The 16,329-nt window shown below is 71.6% G+C and carries 15 protein-coding genes; 14 read left to right on the top strand and 1 reads right to left on the bottom strand.

Translation table 11 applies throughout. The features are described from left to right. Positions 1-105 precede the first annotated feature (105 nt). From priA to AC3RJ6_RS14685, 5 genes are all read left to right on the top strand, one after another. Entirely contained in the window at positions 106-852 is a 747-nt protein-coding gene (priA, locus tag AC3RJ6_RS14705) for a bifunctional 1-(5-phosphoribosyl)-5-((5-phosphoribosylamino)methylideneamino)imidazole-4-carboxamide isomerase/phosphoribosylanthranilate isomerase PriA (protein ID WP_491427837.1), read from the top strand. Between the two features lie 14 nt (positions 853-866). After that, positions 867-1,709, top strand: a complete 843-nt coding sequence (locus AC3RJ6_RS14700; RefSeq protein WP_491427836.1) for an SseB family protein — start codon at positions 867-869, stop codon at positions 1,707-1,709. A gap of 115 nt (positions 1,710-1,824) precedes the next feature. Then, on the top strand, positions 1,825-3,240 hold the full coding sequence (locus tag AC3RJ6_RS14695; RefSeq protein WP_491427834.1) for a pyridoxal phosphate-dependent decarboxylase family protein: 1,416 nt from the start codon (positions 1,825-1,827) through the stop codon (positions 3,238-3,240). A gap of 29 nt (positions 3,241-3,269) precedes the next feature. Beyond that, positions 3,270-7,808, top strand: coding sequence for an ATP-dependent helicase (locus tag AC3RJ6_RS14690; RefSeq protein WP_491427833.1), 4,539 nt, complete (start codon positions 3,270-3,272; stop codon positions 7,806-7,808). Further along, positions 7,795-8,601 carry a DNA-formamidopyrimidine glycosylase family protein gene (locus AC3RJ6_RS14685; RefSeq protein WP_491427832.1) on the top strand — a complete coding sequence of 269 codons (807 nt, stop codon included), beginning with the start codon at positions 7,795-7,797 and terminating at the stop codon, positions 8,599-8,601. The genes AC3RJ6_RS14690 and AC3RJ6_RS14685 overlap by 14 nt, the downstream gene beginning before the upstream one ends. Before the next feature lie 30 nt (positions 8,602-8,631). On the opposite strand, the gene AC3RJ6_RS14680 is transcribed toward AC3RJ6_RS14685, so the two are convergent. Beyond that, the gene (locus AC3RJ6_RS14680) at positions 8,632-9,069 is read right to left on the bottom strand and encodes a DUF1844 domain-containing protein (RefSeq protein ID WP_491427831.1); all 438 of its coding nucleotides are present in this window, start codon (positions 9,067-9,069) and stop codon (positions 8,632-8,634) included. A gap of 242 nt (positions 9,070-9,311) precedes the next feature. Here AC3RJ6_RS14680 and infC point away from each other — a divergent pair, with 242 nt between their 5' ends. From infC to pheS, 9 genes are all read left to right on the top strand, one after another. Beyond that, positions 9,312-9,932 (top strand): translation initiation factor IF-3, encoded by a 621-nt coding sequence (gene infC, locus AC3RJ6_RS14675; protein ID WP_491428335.1) that lies wholly within the window; start codon positions 9,312-9,314, stop codon positions 9,930-9,932. A 54-nt stretch (positions 9,933-9,986) separates the two neighbouring features. Further along, positions 9,987-10,181 carry a 50S ribosomal protein L35 gene (gene rpmI / locus AC3RJ6_RS14670; protein ID WP_491427830.1) on the top strand — a complete coding sequence of 65 codons (195 nt, stop codon included), beginning with the start codon at positions 9,987-9,989 and terminating at the stop codon, positions 10,179-10,181. A gap of 32 nt (positions 10,182-10,213) precedes the next feature. Further along, positions 10,214-10,600 carry a 50S ribosomal protein L20 gene (gene rplT, locus AC3RJ6_RS14665; protein WP_231431287.1) on the top strand — a complete coding sequence of 129 codons (387 nt, stop codon included), beginning with the start codon at positions 10,214-10,216 and terminating at the stop codon, positions 10,598-10,600. 266 nt (positions 10,601-10,866) lie between these two features. Then, positions 10,867-11,667 (top strand): TrmH family RNA methyltransferase, encoded by an 801-nt coding sequence (locus AC3RJ6_RS14660; protein WP_491427829.1) that lies wholly within the window; start codon positions 10,867-10,869, stop codon positions 11,665-11,667. A gap of 114 nt (positions 11,668-11,781) precedes the next feature. Then, entirely contained in the window at positions 11,782-12,570 is a 789-nt protein-coding gene (locus tag AC3RJ6_RS14655) for an amino acid ABC transporter ATP-binding protein (RefSeq protein WP_491427828.1), read from the top strand. A gap of 52 nt (positions 12,571-12,622) precedes the next feature. Beyond that, the gene (locus tag AC3RJ6_RS14650; RefSeq protein ID WP_491427827.1) at positions 12,623-13,540 is read left to right on the top strand and encodes a glutamate ABC transporter substrate-binding protein; all 918 of its coding nucleotides are present in this window, start codon (positions 12,623-12,625) and stop codon (positions 13,538-13,540) included. A gap of 87 nt (positions 13,541-13,627) precedes the next feature. Beyond that, on the top strand, positions 13,628-14,284 hold the full coding sequence (locus tag AC3RJ6_RS14645) for an amino acid ABC transporter permease (RefSeq protein ID WP_491427826.1): 657 nt from the start codon (positions 13,628-13,630) through the stop codon (positions 14,282-14,284). Next, positions 14,281-15,207 (top strand): amino acid ABC transporter permease, encoded by a 927-nt coding sequence (locus AC3RJ6_RS14640; protein WP_491427825.1) that lies wholly within the window; start codon positions 14,281-14,283, stop codon positions 15,205-15,207. The genes AC3RJ6_RS14645 and AC3RJ6_RS14640 overlap by 4 nt, the downstream gene beginning before the upstream one ends. Positions 15,208-15,288: 81 nt before the next feature. Further along, entirely contained in the window at positions 15,289-16,329 is a 1,041-nt protein-coding gene (pheS, locus tag AC3RJ6_RS14635; RefSeq protein ID WP_491427824.1) for a phenylalanine--tRNA ligase subunit alpha, read from the top strand.

Here is a 16,329-nt window from a genome sequence, read left to right as displayed (position 1 = left end):
GGGAGCGTCGCACCCGCCACGGGCGACTATGATCCTGTGACTGTGCCGGCCTCCTGCGCCGGCTGAGACGGGCCCGACGGCCCACCGCGATCGAGGACAGTACTGATGAGTGAGTTCAACAAGACCCCCGGCCTCGTGCTGCTGCCGGCCGTCGACGTCGCCGGCGGCAAGGCGGTCCGCCTGACGAAGGGCGAGGCCGGCACCGAGACGAGCTACGGCGACCCCGTCGACGCGGCGGTCGACTGGGCCGACCAGGGTGCGGAGTGGATCCACCTCGTCGACCTCGACGCCGCGTTCGGGCGCGGTTCGAACGGCGGCATCCTGAAGAAGGTCATCCGCCAGGTCCGCGGCGTGAACGTCGAGCTGTCGGGCGGCATCCGCGACGACGAGTCGCTCGAGCACGCGCTCGAGATCGGCGCCAAGCGCATCAACCTCGGCACGGCCGCGCTCGAGAACCCCGAGTGGGCCGCCTCGGTCATCGCGCAGTACGGCGAGGCGATCGCCGTCGGCCTCGACGTGCGCGGCACGACGCTCGCCGCCCGCGGCTGGACGAAGGACGGCGGCGACCTGTGGCAGGTCATGGACCGGCTCGAGGAGGCCGGCGCGGCCCGCTACGTCGTGACCGACGTCACGAAGGACGGCACGCTCCAGGGGCCGAACGTCGAACTCCTCCGCCAGGTCATGGACCGCACGCACCGCCCGGTCGTCGCCTCGGGCGGCGTCTCGAGCCTCGACGACCTCGCGACCCTCCGCGAGCTCGTGCCGCTCGGCCTCGAGGGCGCGATCGTCGGCAAGGCGCTCTACGCGGGCGCGTTCACGCTCGCCGAGGCGCTCGACGTCGCGAGCAACTGATCGAGGCGACGGGCATGACGGCAGGCGACGAGCCGGTGGGCGACGCGGATGCCTCGGGCGCGGCGCCCGGCGCATCCCGGTCGTTGCCCCCGCACCTCGCGGACTCGGCCGGGCAGCCCTGGGCCGGACGATCGTTCGACGAGAACCCGCACGCCGGTGACGACGGTTCGACGCCCGTCGCGCTCGGCGCGGCGCTCCGGGCGTTCCGCGAGGGCGACGGCGGCCAGGCCGACGTCGTGGCGGCATTCGGCGAGTCGCGACTCCTGATCCCCCTGCTCGCCGAGCTCGGCGACGGCGGTACCGAGGTCGGCGCGCACGGCCACGCCGTCGACAAGAGCCAGGAGCTGTCGATCGTCACGGTCGAGGGACCCGACGGGCGTCGGGTGCTGCCGGTCTTCTCGTCGGTCGACGCCATGCGGAGGTGGAACCCGATCGCCCGGCCCGTGCCGGCCGACGGCGTCCGGGTGGCGCTCGCCGCCGCCGACGACGGCACCGAGCTCGTGGTGCTCGACCCCGGGTCGCCGACCGAGTTCGTGCTGCGGCGGCCGGCCGTGTGGGCGGTGGCGCAGCAGAAGGCCTGGCGACCGCCGTTCGACGACGAACCGATCCGTCGGGCGTTCGAGCGCTCGATCGGCAGCGAGCTCGCCGTGCTCGGCGTCGACCTCGCCGCCGGCGACCCGCTCGCCCGGCTCGCCGGCCCCGAACTCGTCGTGACGCTGCGGCTCGTCGACGGGCTCACCCGCGACGAGCTCGACGCCACGACCTCGAGGCTCGCCCGGCGCTGGGCCGAGGACGACGCGATCGCGACCGGCGTCGACACGCTCGCCGTCCGGCTCGTGGGCGGTCGGCGCGACTGAGCCCGCGCGGGGACGACCGCCGGCGGGGCATCCCGCCCGAACTGGGCATTGACCACGTGACCGGGCGGGAGCATCATCTGGATGCGCGCACGAGTGCGCGGAAACCAGGTGCATCATGGCTGAGCGACCATCGGCCGCCGGAGCGCGGCGACCCGAGTACGACGGCCCGCTGGAGTTCGCGGCGGACCGGGCGAGGCGCTGGATCGACGCGGTCGCCGAGCGCCCGATCCCGCCCGAGATCGACGCCGAGACGGCGAAGGACCGGCTGGGGCGGGTGTTGCCCGACGGGGGCGAACCGGCCGAGCAGGTCCTCGAGCGGCTCGCCGACGGGGTCGAGCCGGCGCTGCTCGGCATCGGCTCGCCGCGCTTCTACGGCTGGGTGATGGGCGGGGCGCAGCCGGTCGCCCTCGCGGCCGACTGGCTCGTCTCGGCGTGGGACCAGAACACCGGGCTGCGGTTCGCGACCCCCGGGGTCGCCGCGGTCGAGGAACTGGCGGGGGAGTGGATCGTCGACCTGCTCGGCCTGCCGCGGTCGTCGGCGGTCGGCTTCACGACCGGCGCGACGATGGCGCACTTCGTGGGTCTCGCGACGGGGCGCGACGAACTCCTGCGGCGGGCGGGCTGGGATGCGGCGGAGCGCGGGGTGTTCGGCGCTCCGCGCGTGCGATTCGTGGTCGGCGCCGAACGGCACGGCACGGTCGACCTCGCTGGGCGCTACCTCGGCCTCGGGGCGCCGATCGTCGTCGCCGCCGACGCCGAGGGGCGCATCGAGGCCGATGCGCTCCGAGAGGTGCTCGCGGGCGGAACGGAGCCGGCGATCGTCGTCCTGCAGGCGGGCAACATCCATTCGGGCTCGTTCGACGACTTCGCCGCGGCGATCGCGGTCGCGCACGACGCGGGCGCATGGGTGCACGTCGACGGGGCGTTCGGGCTGTGGGCGGGGGCGAGCCCGCGCCTGCGGCACCTCGTCGCGGGATACGAGGCCGCGGACTCGTGGTCGACCGACGCGCACAAGACGCTGAGCGTGCCGTACGACTGCGGCATCTCGATCGTGCGCGACGAGCACGCGATGCAGCGGGCGCTCAGCATGCACGCGAGCTACCTGCAGGCGAGCGACGCCGTCGCCGATCCGCACGAGCGGGTGCCCGAGCTCTCGCGTCGCGCGCGCGGCGTGCCGACGTGGGCCGTGCTGCGGGCGCTCGGTCGAGAGGGGGTCGCCGCGCTCGTCGAGCGTCTGGCGGACTCGGCGAGGCGGATCGCCGACGGCGTCGCGCGCCTGCCGGGCGCGGAGGTGCTCAACGAAGTCGTCTTCACCCAGGTGTGCCTCGCCCTCGCCGACGATGCGGCGACCGAGGCGCTCTCGGCACGGCTGTGGGACGACGGCGAGGTGCTCGCGATGACCTCGCGGTGGCGCGACCGCTCGGTCGTGCGGTTCTCGGTGAGCAATTGGGCGACGGATGCCGCGGAGGCCGACCGCACCGTCGCGGCGGTGGCCCGCGCCCTCGCCGCGATCGACGCCGACCGGGCGTGATGTCGGCGGCATCCGATTGAATGGGTGCCATGACCGATGCGCCGGCGTCCTTCTCCGAGGCGACGCGCACGTGGTTCGCCGAGGCGTTCCGCGCGCCCACCGCCGTGCAGCAGGGTGCCTGGCGCGCGATCGGCGGCGGCTCGCACGCGCTCGTGGTCGCCCCGACCGGCTCGGGCAAGACGCTGTCGGCCTTCCTGTCGGCCATCGATCGGCTCACGACCGAGCCGGCCGGCGAGCCCGGCACCCGGGTCCTCTACCTGTCGCCGCTCAAGGCGCTCGGCGTCGACGTCGAGCGCAACCTCCGCGCACCCCTCACCGGCATCGCCCGGGTCGCCGAGCGCCTCGGCGCTGCGCCGCCGAACGTGACGGTCGGCGTGCGGTCGGGCGACACGCCGGCGAACGAGCGTCGGGCGTTGCTGCGCACGCCGCCCGACATCCTCATCACGACCCCCGAGTCGCTCTTCCTCATGCTGACCTCGCAGGCACGCGAGACCCTCCGCACGGTCGAGACCGTGATCGTCGACGAGATCCATGCCGTCGCCGGCACGAAGCGGGGCGCGCACCTCGCGCTGTCGCTCGAGCGGCTCGACGCCCTGCTCGAGCGACCGGCCCAGCGCATCGGGCTCTCGGCGACGGTGCGGCCCGTCGAGGAGGTCGCGCGGTTCCTCTGCGCGAGTGCCCCCGTCGAGGTCGTCGCGCCGCCGACCGACAAGCGGTTCGACCTCCGCGTGGTGGTGCCGGTCGAAGACATGGCCCAGCTGCCCGCGAACGATGACGCGACGGGCTCGATCTGGCCGCATGTCGAACAGGCGATCCTCGACCGGGTGCTCGAGCACCGCTCGTCGATCGTGTTCGCGAACTCCCGGCGGCTGGCCGAACGCCTCACCGCCCGTCTCAACGAGCTGCACCTCGACGAGGTCGAGCGCGCCGAGCTCGTCACCGCGGCCGCCGCGTCGGGCCCGCCCGCCGCGCTCATGGCGCAGTCGGGCCAGACCGCCGGCGCGGCGCCCGTCATCGCGCGCGCCCACCACGGGTCGGTCAGCAAAGAGCAGCGGGCCGACATCGAAGACGACCTCAAGTCGGGGCGCCTGCGCTGCGTCGTCGCGACCTCGAGCCTCGAGCTCGGCATCGACATGGGTGCCGTCGACCTCGTGGTGCAGGTCGAGTCCCCGCCGTCGGTCGCGAGCGGCCTGCAGCGCCTCGGGCGAGCGGGCCACCAGGTCGGCGAGGTCTCGCGCGGCGTCATGTTCCCGAAGCACCGCGCCGACCTCGTGCACACGGCGGTCGCGGCCGAGCGCATGCTCGCCGGGCTCATCGAGACCATGCGGGTGCCGGCGAACCCGCTCGACATCCTCGCCCAGCAGACGATCGCGGCCGCGGCCGTCGACGAGCTCGACGTCGAGGGCTGGTTCACGACGGTCCGGCGGGCGGCGCCGTTCGCGACGCTGCCCCGCTCGGCCTACGAGGCGACGCTCGACCTCATCGCGGGCCGCTATCCCTCCGATCGCTTCGGCGAGCTGCGGCCACGGGTCGTGTGGGACCGCGAGGTCGGGGTCGTCACGGGGCGGCCGGGTGCCCAGCGGCTCGCCGTGACGAGCGGGGGCACGATCCCCGACCGCGGCATGTTCGGCGTGTTCCTCGTGGGCGGCGACGAGACCACGGGGCGACGGGTCGGCGAGCTCGACGAAGAGATGGTCTACGAGTCGCGCGTCGGCGACGTCTTCGCGCTCGGGGCGACGAGCTGGCGCATCCAGGAGATCACGTTCGACCGCGTCAACGTCGTGCCCGCCTTCGGCCAGCCCGGTCGCGTCCCGTTCTGGAAGGGCGACGGCCTCGGCCGGCCCGTCGAGCTCGGTCGCGCGCTCGGGGCGTTCATGCGCGAGGTCTCGACCGCGACCGAGTCCGAGGCACGGGCGCGCATCGCGGCAGCCGGACTCGACGAGAACGCGACGACGAACCTCATCGCCTTCCTCGCCGACCAGGGCCGTGCAACGGGCGCAGTGCCGAGCGACCGCACGCTCGTCGTCGAGCGCACGCGCGACGAGCTCGGCGACTGGCGCATCATCCTGCACTCGCCGTTCGGCATGCCCGTGCATGCGCCCTGGGCGCTCGCCGTGGCGGCGCGCATCCGCGAGCGGCACGGGGTCGACGGCGCCGCCGTCGCGGCCGACGACGGCATCATCGTCCGCATCCCCGACACCGGTGACGAACCGCCCGGTGCCGACCTCTTCCACTTCGAGGCCGCCGAGCTCGAGCAGCTCGTGACCGACGAGGTCGGCGGGTCGGCGCTGTTCGCGAGCCGGTTCCGGGAGTGCGCCGCCCGTGCACTGCTGCTGCCGCACTACCAGCCGGGCCGGCGTTCGCCGCTGTGGCAGCAGCGGCAGAAGGCCGCCCAGCTGCTCGAGGTCGCGAGTGCGTTCCCCACCTTCCCGATCATCCTCGAGACCGTCCGCGAGGTGCTTCAAGACGTCTACGACGTGCCCGGCCTCATCGAGGTGGCGGCCGACCTCGCCGCGCGGCGCGTGCGACTCGTCGAGACGACGACCGACTCGCCGAGCCCGTTCGCGAGCACGCTCCTGTTCGGCTACGTCGGCGCGTTCATGTACGAGGGCGACTCGCCGCTCGCCGAGCGCCGCGCGGCCGCCCTTGCGATCGACCAGTCGCTGCTCGGCGAGCTGCTCGGACGGGTCGAGCTGCGGGAGCTCCTCGACCCGGGGGTCATCGAGCAGACCGAGCGCGAGCTGCAGCGACTCGATCCCGACCGCCGGGTCCGCGGTGCCGAAGGCGTCGCCGACCTGCTCATGGCGCTCGGCCCGCTCACCGTCGACGAGATCGCCGCCCGTGTCGACGAATCGACCGACCCGGCCTCGGCCGTCGCCGAGCTCACCGCCTCGCGCAGGGTCGTTCGGGTCGGGTTCGCCGGTCGAGAGCACGTGTCGTCGGTCGAAGACGTCGGGCGCCTGCGCGATGCGCTCGGCGTGCCCGTGCCACCCGGGGTGGCCGTCGCGTTCAGCGAGCACGTCGCCGACCCGATGGGCGACCTCGTGAGCCGGTACGCCCGCACGCACGGGCCCTTCGCGGTCGACGAGGTCGCCGATCGGTTCGGCATCGGCGTCGCCGTCGCCCGCGCCGCGCTTCGCCGGCTGGCCGACGAACGACGCGTCGTCGAGGGCGAGTTCCGCCCGCACGGCACGTCGACCGAGTGGTGCGACGCCGAGGTGCTGCGGCGGCTCCGGCGCCGCTCGCTCGCCGCGCTTCGCCACGAGATCGAGCCGGTGCCCCAGCGTGCGCTCGCACGGTTCCTGCCGTCGTGGCAGCAGGTCGGCGGGGGGCTGCGCGGCATCGACGGCGTCGCGAGCACCATCGAGCAGCTCGAGGGCGTGCGCCTGCCCGCGTCGGCGTGGGAGTCGCTCGTGCTGCCCTCGCGCGTCGCCGACTACAGCCCGGCGATGCTCGACGAGCTCATGGCGAGCGGCGAAGTGCTGTGGGCGGGGGCGGGCGAGCTCGCCGGCGACGACGGATGGATCACGCTGCACCTCGCCGAGACCGCCCCGCTCACGCTCGCGCCGCCGATCGACGCGGAGCTCACCCCGCTGCAGCGCGAGGTGCTCGTCGCACTGGGCTCGGGCGGCGCGTTCTTCTTCCGGCAGCTCTCCGACGCCGTCGGCGCCTTCGGGGAGCTCGAGGCGCCGGTCGACGACGGCGCCCTCGTCGAAGCGCTCTGGGGGCTCGCCTGGGCGGGCCTCGTGACGAACGACACGTTCGCACCGGTGCGCGCACTCACGAGCGGCGGGCGCAGCGCGCACAAGGCGAGCCGCCCGGTGCCCCGGGCGCGGATGCTGCGCGGGCGCTCGCTGCCGCGGGCGACGATGCCGAGCCGCACCGGCCCGCCGTCGGTCGCCGGACGCTGGTCGATCCTGCCGGTGGCCGATGCCGACGCCACCCGGCGTGCGCATGCGCTCGGCGAGATGCTGCTCGACCGATACGGCGTGGTCACTCGCGGAGCCGCCGTCGCCGAGGGCGTCGTCGGCGGGTTCGCCCTCGTCTACAAGACGCTGAGCGGCTTCGAGGAGTCGGGGCGGGCCCGCCGCGGCTACTTCGTCGAGCGACTGGGCGCGGCGCAGTTCGCCGCACCGGGCGCGGTCGACCGGCTGCGGAGCCATGCCGACCTCGACGTGCGCGACGCCGACGCGCCCCGGGCGCTCGCGCTCGCGGCGACCGACCCGGCGAACGCCTACGGGGCCGCGCTGCCGTGGCCCGACCCACCCGGCGAGAGCTCGCACCGGGCGGCCCGCAAGGCCGGGGCGATCGTGGTCGTCGCCGACGGCGAACTCGTCGCCTACGTCGAGCGCGGCGGCAAGACGGTGCTCGCCTACACCGACGACGACGAGCTCCTCGCGCTCGCCGCGGCGGCCGTGGCGGGTCTCGTCACCGCGGGCCGCGTTCGGCGGCTGGCCGTCGAATCGGTGAACGGCGCGTTCGTGCTCGGCACGCCGCTCGGGGCCGCGCTGCGCGCGGCGGGCTTCGGCGAGACGCCGAGGGGGTTGCGGCTCGATGCCCGAAGGTGACTCCGTCTACCAGCTCGCCGCCATGCTGCGACCCGTCCTGGCCGGGCGCGACCTCGCTCGCACCGATTTCCGGGTCCCTCGCTATGCGACGGTCGACCTCGCGGGCGAGCACGTCGACGAGGTCGTGAGCCGCGGCAAGCACCTGCTCGTCCGCACGTCCGGGCACACCGTCCGCACGCACCTCAAGATGGAGGGCGAATGGCGGGTCTTCGCACCGGGCGAGCGGTGGACGAAGCCGGCGCATCGGGCCCGTGTCGTACTCGCGACGTCCGATGTCGAGGCGGTGGGGTTCGATCTCGGCGAGGTCGAGGTCGTGCCGAAGGCCGAAGAGTCGGCGATGCTCGCCCATCTCGGCCCCGACGTGCTCGACCCGGCCTGGGGCGGCGAGCACGCGGCGGAGGCGGTCCGCCGGCTCGGCGAGCATCCCGCCGTACCGCTCGCGGTCGCACTGCTCGACCAGGGCAACCTGGCCGGCCTCGGCAACGTGTACGTCAACGAGCTGTGCTTCCTCCGCGGCATCCGCCCGCAGCGACCGGTCGGCGAGGTCGAGGGGCTGGCCGCGGTCGTCGACCTCGCGCGCCGGCTGATCGTCGCGAACCGCGACCGTCGGGCGAGGGTCACCACGGGCGTCGACCGCCGCGGGCAGCGGCTCTGGGTCTACGGGCGGGCGGGGGAGCCGTGCCGGCGCTGCCGCACGACGATCGAGCGCGGCGAACTCGGGCGCGAGCGGGTCGACGCGGTCACCGACCCGCAGGAGCGCGTCGTCTTCTGGTGCCCGAACTGCCAGCGCTGAGCCCGCCCGACGTCGCGCGTCGGTTCGGGGTCAGCTGACCGGACCGGTCCACTTCTCGCCGGGGCCCTGCCCGATCGCGTCGGGAATGGGCGAGGCCTCCCGGAACGCGAGCTGCAGCGACCGCAGGCCGTCGCGCAGCGACCTGGCATGCATGTCGCTGATTTCGGGTGCGCCCGCGGTGATGAGGCCGGCGAGGGCGTTGATGAGCTTGCGCGCCTCGTCGAGGTCGAGCTGCGACACGGGGTCGTCGGCGAGGCCGACCTTGACCGCGGCCGCGCTCATGAGGTGCACCGCCGTGGTGGTGATGACCTCGACGGCGGGCACGTCGGCGATGTCGCGCGTCGCGCCCTCGACCTCACCGGCGACGGCCGCGTCGTATGCGGCGTGTTCGTCGGAGGGGGCCGCGTCGGGACGGGGGGTGAACTCGTCGGAACCCGCGGGGGCGGGCGTGTTCTGGGTCACAGACATCCTCTGCTAGACTACTTCGGGCTCCGGGGCTTCTCCCCGGTACGAAAGTGGAGATTCTCCCACCCGCGCATACCGCTTCATCAAGGTTACCGGGTCGATTGCACTCCGCTTCCACGCCGCCGATCGCGAGGTCGGCGCGGGGGAGTAGACAGGGTGCCGTATGAGCCGCGGTGAGAATCCGCGCGAAATACGTGAGTCTCCTCGTTCGGCGCATGAAACAGCTTGAGTAGAGGAGTACACGCATCAGCGATCCGCGTACCAATGACCGTATCCGCGTTCCCGAGGTCCGCCTCGTGGGTCCCGGCGGAGAGCAGGTCGGCGTCGTGAAGATCGAGGTGGCCCTGCGGCTCGCGCAGGAGGCCGACCTCGACCTCGTCGAGGTCGCCCCGAACTCTCGTCCGCCGGTCGTCAAGATCATGGACTACGGCAAGTACAAGTACGAGGCTGCGCAGAAGGCGAAAGAGGCCCGGCGCAACCAGGCGAACACCATCCTCAAAGAGGTGCGGTTCCGCCTCAAGATCGACAAGCACGACTACGAGACCAAGATGAAGCGCGCCGTCGGCTTCCTGAAGGCCGGCGACAAGGTCAAGGCGATGATCCTCTTCCGCGGGCGCGAGCAGTCGCGCCCCGAGATGGGTGTGCGTCTCCTGCAGCGCTTCGCGGAGGACGTGGCGGAGTTCGGCACGGTCGAGCACAACCCCACGATCGACGGCCGCAACATGGTCATGGTCATCGCGCCCCTGAAGAACAAGTCCGAGGCCAAGGCCGAGGCGAATGCACAGCGTGCTGCGGCGAAGGCGCGACCGGCGGCGGATGCCCCGGCCGAGTCCGACCCGCAGACGGCCGAGTCCACCGAGGCGTAGGCCAAGCACCGCGTCCGTCACCAGCGTGACGGCAGAACCAAGGAGAATCACGAGATGCCGAAGCAGAAGACCCACTCCGGGTCCAAGAAGCGCTTCAAGATCACCGGCAGCGGCAAGATCAAGAAGCAGCAGGCCGGTATGCGCCACAACCTCGAGGTCAAGGCCTCGTCGCGCAAGATGCGCCTGAACCAGGACCAGGTCGTTTCGCCCGCCGACGCGAAGAAGATCAAGAAGCTTCTCGGCCACTGAGCCGCGAGACCCGTTAAGGAAGAAACAGAGTCATGGCTAGAGTCAAGCGCGCAGTCAATGCGCACAAGAAGCGTCGCGTCATCCTCGAGCGCGCCGAGGGCTACCGCGGTCAGCGTTCGCGCCTGTACCGCAAGGCGAAGGAGCAGGTCACCCACTCCCTCGTCTACTCGTACAACGACCGCCGCAAGAAGAAGGGCGACTTCCGTCGCCTCTGGATCCAGCGGATCAACGCGGCCTCGCGTCAGAACGGCCTCACCTACAACCGCCTCATCCAGGGCCTCGGCCTCGCGGGCGTCGAGGTCGACCGCCGCATCCTCGCGGAGCTCGCGGTGAACGAGCCCGCCACCTTCGCCGCGCTCGTCGAGACGGCCAAGAAGGCGCTCCCGGCCGACACCTCGGCTCCGAAGACCGCCGCGTAAGACGGCGCTGCATCTTCGGCGGCCAGACACCTCGGCTCCGAAGACCGCCGCGTAAGACGGCGCTGCATCTTCGGCGGCCAGACACCTCGGCTCCGAAGACCGCCGCGTAAGACGGCGCTGCATCTTCGGCGGCCAGACACCTCGGCCCCGAAGATCGCCGCGCAAGCGACGACGTCTCCACGAACGGCCCGGCACCCCTGAGGGTGCCGGGCCGTTCGCATGCGCGGATGCCTCGGCCGGGGCATCCCGCTGAATAGACTGGAACCATGCTCGAGAACCCCCGCTCGCCGCGAGTCCGTGCCGTCGCGAAGCTGGCCAAGAAGGCCGCGCGAGTCGAGAGCGGGCTGTTCCTGCTCGAGGGGCCGCAGGCGGTCGCCGAAGCGCTCGAGTTCCGGCCCGAGCTGCTCGTCGAGCTCTACGCCACCCCGACGGCGCTCGACCGGTATCCCGAGATCGCCGAGGCCGCCGTGGTGGCCGGGCTCACGCCCGAGTACGTCACCGAAGAGGTGCTCGCGTCGATGGCCGACACCGTCACGCCCCAGGGCTTCGCCGCGGTGTGCCGGCAGTTCCCGACCGCCGTGAAAGACGTGTTCGCGGCATCCCCGAAGCTCGTCGCGATCCTCGAAGAGGTGCGCGATCCCGGCAACGCAGGCACGATCGTCCGCGCGGCCGACGCCGCCGGCGCCGACGCGGTCATCATGACCGGGCGCGCGGTCGACCTCTACAACCCCAAGGTCGTGCGGTCGTCGACGGGCTCGATCTTCCACGTTCCCGTCGCGGTCGGCGCAGACCTCGACGACGTGCTCGCGCGGGCCCGCGCCGCCGGGCTCACCGTGCTCGCGGCCGACATCAAGGGCGAGGACCTCCTGACCGCGCGCAACGACGGGGTGCTCGCGAAGCCCACGGCGTGGCTGTTCGGCAACGAGGCGCGCGGTCTGCCCGACGAGCAGCTCGCCCTCGTCGACCGGGTCGTCACGGTGCCGATCTACGGCCACGCCGAGTCGATGAACCTCGCGACCGCGGCGTCGGTGTGCCTCTACGAGAGCGCCTTCGCGCAGCGCAGCTGACGCCCGAACGCGCGGTCGCCGTCGAACGATGAGCGGGTCTCGCTGATCACGAATCGGTAACCGCGCCGCGAATGCTCTGGTGGCGAGGTACGGAATCTCCCTAGTTTTGGGGGTATGGACCCAACCCAGTCCGGCCCGCCGACCTCGAACATCAGCGCACGACGTGGCGAGCCCCTCGTCGTGGTCGAGCACGTCGAGAAGCACTACGGCCAGTTCCACGCCCTGAAAGACGTCTCGCTCACGGTGCACCGGGGCGAGGTCGTCGTCGTCATCGGGCCCTCCGGGTCCGGCAAGTCGACGCTCTGCCGCACGATCAACCGGCTCGAGACGTTCACGACGGGCTCGATCCGCATCGACGGCGCCGAACTGCCGCAAGAGGGCAAAGAGCTCGCCGCGCTCCGCGCAGACGTCGGCATGGTCTTCCAGTCGTTCAACCTGTTCTCGCACCTGACGGTGCTCGACAACGTGACGCTCGGGCCGATCAAGGTGAAGCGCCAGTCGAAGGCCGACGCCGAGCGGGCGGCGAAGGTGCTGCTCGATCGCGTCGGGGTCGGCGAACAGGCCCAGAAGCTGCCCGCGCAGCTCTCGGGCGGGCAGCAGCAGCGGGTCGCGATCGCGCGCGCCCTCGCGATGAACCCGAAGGTCATGCTCTTCGACGAGCCGACCTCGGCCCTCGACCCCGAGATGATCAACGAGGTGCTCGACGTCATGGTCGGGCTCGCGCAAGACGGCATGACGATGATCGTCGTCACGCACGAGATGGGCTTCGCCCGCAAGGCGGCCGACCGGGTCGTGTTCATGGCCGACGGGCAGATCGTCGAGGAGGCGACGCCCGACGACTTCTTCACGAATGCGCAGAGCGCCCGTGCGAAGGACTTCCTCGCGAAGCTCATCACCCACTAGACGTCCGCGCTCGGCGCGGCGACCGTACCGGATTCGATACCAGGAGGACAAGATGCGCAGGACTACACGAATCGCCGGTGCGCTGGCGGGCATCGCGATCGCGGCGCTCGCACTCAGTGCGTGCAACAGCGGCAGCCCGGGCGACACCGGCGGTGACGGCGCGACCGACGACGCCGGCGGCGACGCAGCGCTGTGGGAGGTCGCCACCGACGTGCAGCTCGAGGGCAGCCCGACGTTCGACGCGATGACCGACCGGGGCAAGGTCGTCATCGGCGTGAAGAACGACCAGCCGGGCCTCGGCTACGAAGACGCCGCGACCGGCGAGCGGAGCGGCTTCGACATCGGCATCGCCCAGTGGATCGCGGCGTCGCTCGGCTTCGGCGAAGACCAGATCGAGTACCAGACGATCCCGTCGGCGAACCGCGAGCAGGCGCTCGTCAACGGCGACATCGACTACTACGTCGGCACGTACTCGATCACCGACAAGCGCAAGGAGCAGATCGACTTCGCGGGCCCGTACTTCATCACGGGCCAGGGCCTGTTGGTCGCGGCCGACAACGAGGACATCAACGGCCCAGACGACCTCGAGGGCAAGATCGTCTGCTCGGTGACGGGCTCGACGCCGCTGCAGCGCATCCGCGACGAGTACAACCCCGGCGACACGGTCGAGTACGACACGTACTCGCAGTGCGTCGAGCAGCTGAAGGCCGGAGCGGTCGACGCGATCACGACCGACGAGGCGATCCTCGCCGGCTACGTCGCGCAGGACCCCGATGCCCTGAAGATCGCGGGTGAGCCGTTCAGCGAGGAGCGCTACGGCGTGGGCATCCAGAAGGGCGACGCCGCCCTGCAGGAGCACATCAACACGCTCTTCACCGACGGCAACGACGTGTGGCAGGCGCTCTTCGACGAGAACCTCGCCCCGGCGGGCATCCAGGGCGAGCAGCCCGAGGTCGACCCGACCAGCTGATCACCCGGGGCGGAGGCGCTGCGCCGCCTCCGCCCCGCACCCGCACCGCGGCCACGCCGCACGATCCCGGCCCCATGAAGGAGCGCGATGGGCATCATCACCGACAACCTCGATCTCTGGGTCGAGACGCTCATCGGCACGCTCGTGCTTTTCGTCGGGGGCGGCATCGTCGCACTCGTGCTCGGCACTCTGGTCGGGGCGATGCGCGTCTCCCCGGTGCCGATAGCGCGCTCGGTCGGCGCGGTCTACGTGAACACCGTGCGCAACACTCCGCTGACCCTGGTGTTCTTCGCGTTCGCGTTCGCGCTGCCGCCGTTGTTCGGGCTCCGGCTGACGACCGGGGTCTCACTGACGTTGGCGATCTTCGCGCTCGGCATATACACCGCGACGTACGTCGCCGAGACGATCCGGTCGGGCATCAACACGGTGCCGGTCGGCCAGGCCGAGGCGGCGCGTGCACTCGGCCTCACCTTCGGCCAGGTCATGTCGCTCGTCGTGCTGCCCCAGGCATTCCGTTCCGTGATCCCGCCGATGATGAGCGTGTTCATCGCACTGCTCAAGAACACGACCGTCGCGGCCGGATTCAGCGTGGTCAACCTCGGCTCGATCCGGGCGAACATGAGCGAGCGCGGTGAGAACCAGTTCGTCGTGATCCTCTGGATCATGGTGATCTTCGTGGTGCTCGTGCTCCTGCTCTCGTGGGCGCAGCGAGCGTTCGAGAACCGTTGGAAGGTGGCACGATGACGAGCGTCCTCTACGACGTACCCGGCCCTCGGGCCATCGCCCGCAACCGCATCCTCGGCATCGTCACCGTCGTCGTGGTGGTCGCGATCATCGGGTTCATCCTGTGGCGGCTCTGGGCGACGGGGCAGTTCACGGCCGAGAAGTGGTCGGCCTTCACGTACACGAACGTGTGGGTGCAGATCCTGCTCGCGACGGGCCGCACGCTCGCCGCGTTCGGCGTCGCGGCGGTCGGCGCGCTCGTGCTCGGCCTCCTTCTCGCGCTCGGCCGGCTCTCCGACCACGCATGGCTGCGTCGTCCGGTTGGTGCGGTCGTCGAGGTACTCCGTGCGATTCCGGTGCTCGTCTTCATGTTCCTGCTGTACTACGGGCTCCCGGTCATCGGCGTGAAGATGGACCCGTACTGGGCGGTGGTCATCGCCCTCGTCGCGTACAACGGCTCGGTGCTCGCCGAGGTCTTCCGCGCCGGCGTCGAATCTCTGCCGAGGGGGCAGTCGGAGGCGGGCTACGCGATCGGCCTGCGCAAGGCCGGGGTCATGCGGCTCATTCTGCTGCCCCAGGCGATCCGCGCGATGATGCCCGTCATCATCGCCCAGCTCGTGGTCACCCTGAAAGACACGGCGCTCGGCTACATCATCACGTACCCCGAGCTGCTGTTCTACGCGCGGTATATCGGCTCCCAGTCGACGTACGGGTCGCCGATCGTCCCGGCGACGATCGTGGTCGGCACGATCTACATCCTGCTCTGCCTGATCCTCTCGTACATCGCCTACCGGGTCGAACGTCGGTTGCGGCGCTCGAACAAGGTGGTCGTCACCGCCGACCTGCTCGACGAGAACATCACCACGACCCGTGCGGTCGCGGTGCAGGCCGGTCTCGACGCGATCGGCGGCAGCGAAGGGACCGGCGGCGGCCTCCGGGGCTGAGGGCGACGAGGATTCGACGCCACGTCGGTCACGGGACGGCGCGCCACGCACCGTCTCGCGTCGCCGGTAGACTCGGTTCTCGTGCCAGAACCCCTCGAAATCACCGAGTCCGCGGTCCAGTCCGCGGTCGACGCGGCCCTCGCGGCCATCGCGTCGGCCGGCGACTCCGCCGCGTTGAAGACCGTTCGCACCGAGCACACCGGCGAGAAGTCGCCGCTCGCGCTCCTGAACGCCGAGCTGCGCAACGTGCCCAACGAGCAGAAGGCCGCCCTCGGCAAGCTCGTCGGCGGCGCCCGCGGGCGTGTCAACCAGGCGTTCGCCGCCCGCGAGGCCGAGATCGTCGAGGCCGAGGCCGCCGCGCAGCTCGTCGCCGAGACCGTCGACGTCACGGCGCTGCCGTCGCGGTTCCACGCCGGCGCGCGGCATCCCCTCGCCCTCCTGCAGGACCGGGTGTGCGACGTCTTCACCGGCATGGGCTGGGAGATCGCCGAAGGCCCCGAGGTCGAGAGCGAGTGGTTCAACTTCGACGCCCTGAACTTCGACGCCGACCACCCGGCGCGGGCGATGCAGGACACCTTCTTCGTCGACCCGCCCGAGGCGCACCTCGTCATGCGCACGCACACGAGCCCCGTGCAGATCCGCTCGATGCTCGAGCGCGACCTGCCGCTCTACGTGCTCGCACCGGGGCGGGTGTACCGCACCGACGAGTTCGACGCGACGCACCTGCCGGTGTTCATGCAGTTCGAGGGCGTCGCGGTCGACAAGGGCCTCACGATGGCGCACCTCAAGGGCACGCTCGACCACTTCGTGAAGTCGATCTTCGGCGACGAGGCGAAGATCCGACTGCGCCCGAGCTACTTCCCGTTCACCGAGCCGAGCGCCGAGCTCGACTTCTGGCACCCGACGTTCAAGGGCGGCGCCCGCTGGATCGAGTGGGGCGGCTGCGGCATGATGCACCCCAACGTGCTGAAGGCGGCCGGCATCGACCCCGAGGTCTACACGGGATTCGCGTTCGGCATGGGCATCGAGCGCGGCCTGATGCTCCGCAACGACGTGCAGGACATGCGCGAAATGGTCGAGGGAGACGTCCGCTTCTCCCAGCAGTTCGGAATGGTGGTCTGA

Source organism: Agromyces cucurbitae, from assembly GCF_058349945.1.
This window is presented reverse-complemented; position numbering and strand designations above follow the sequence as displayed.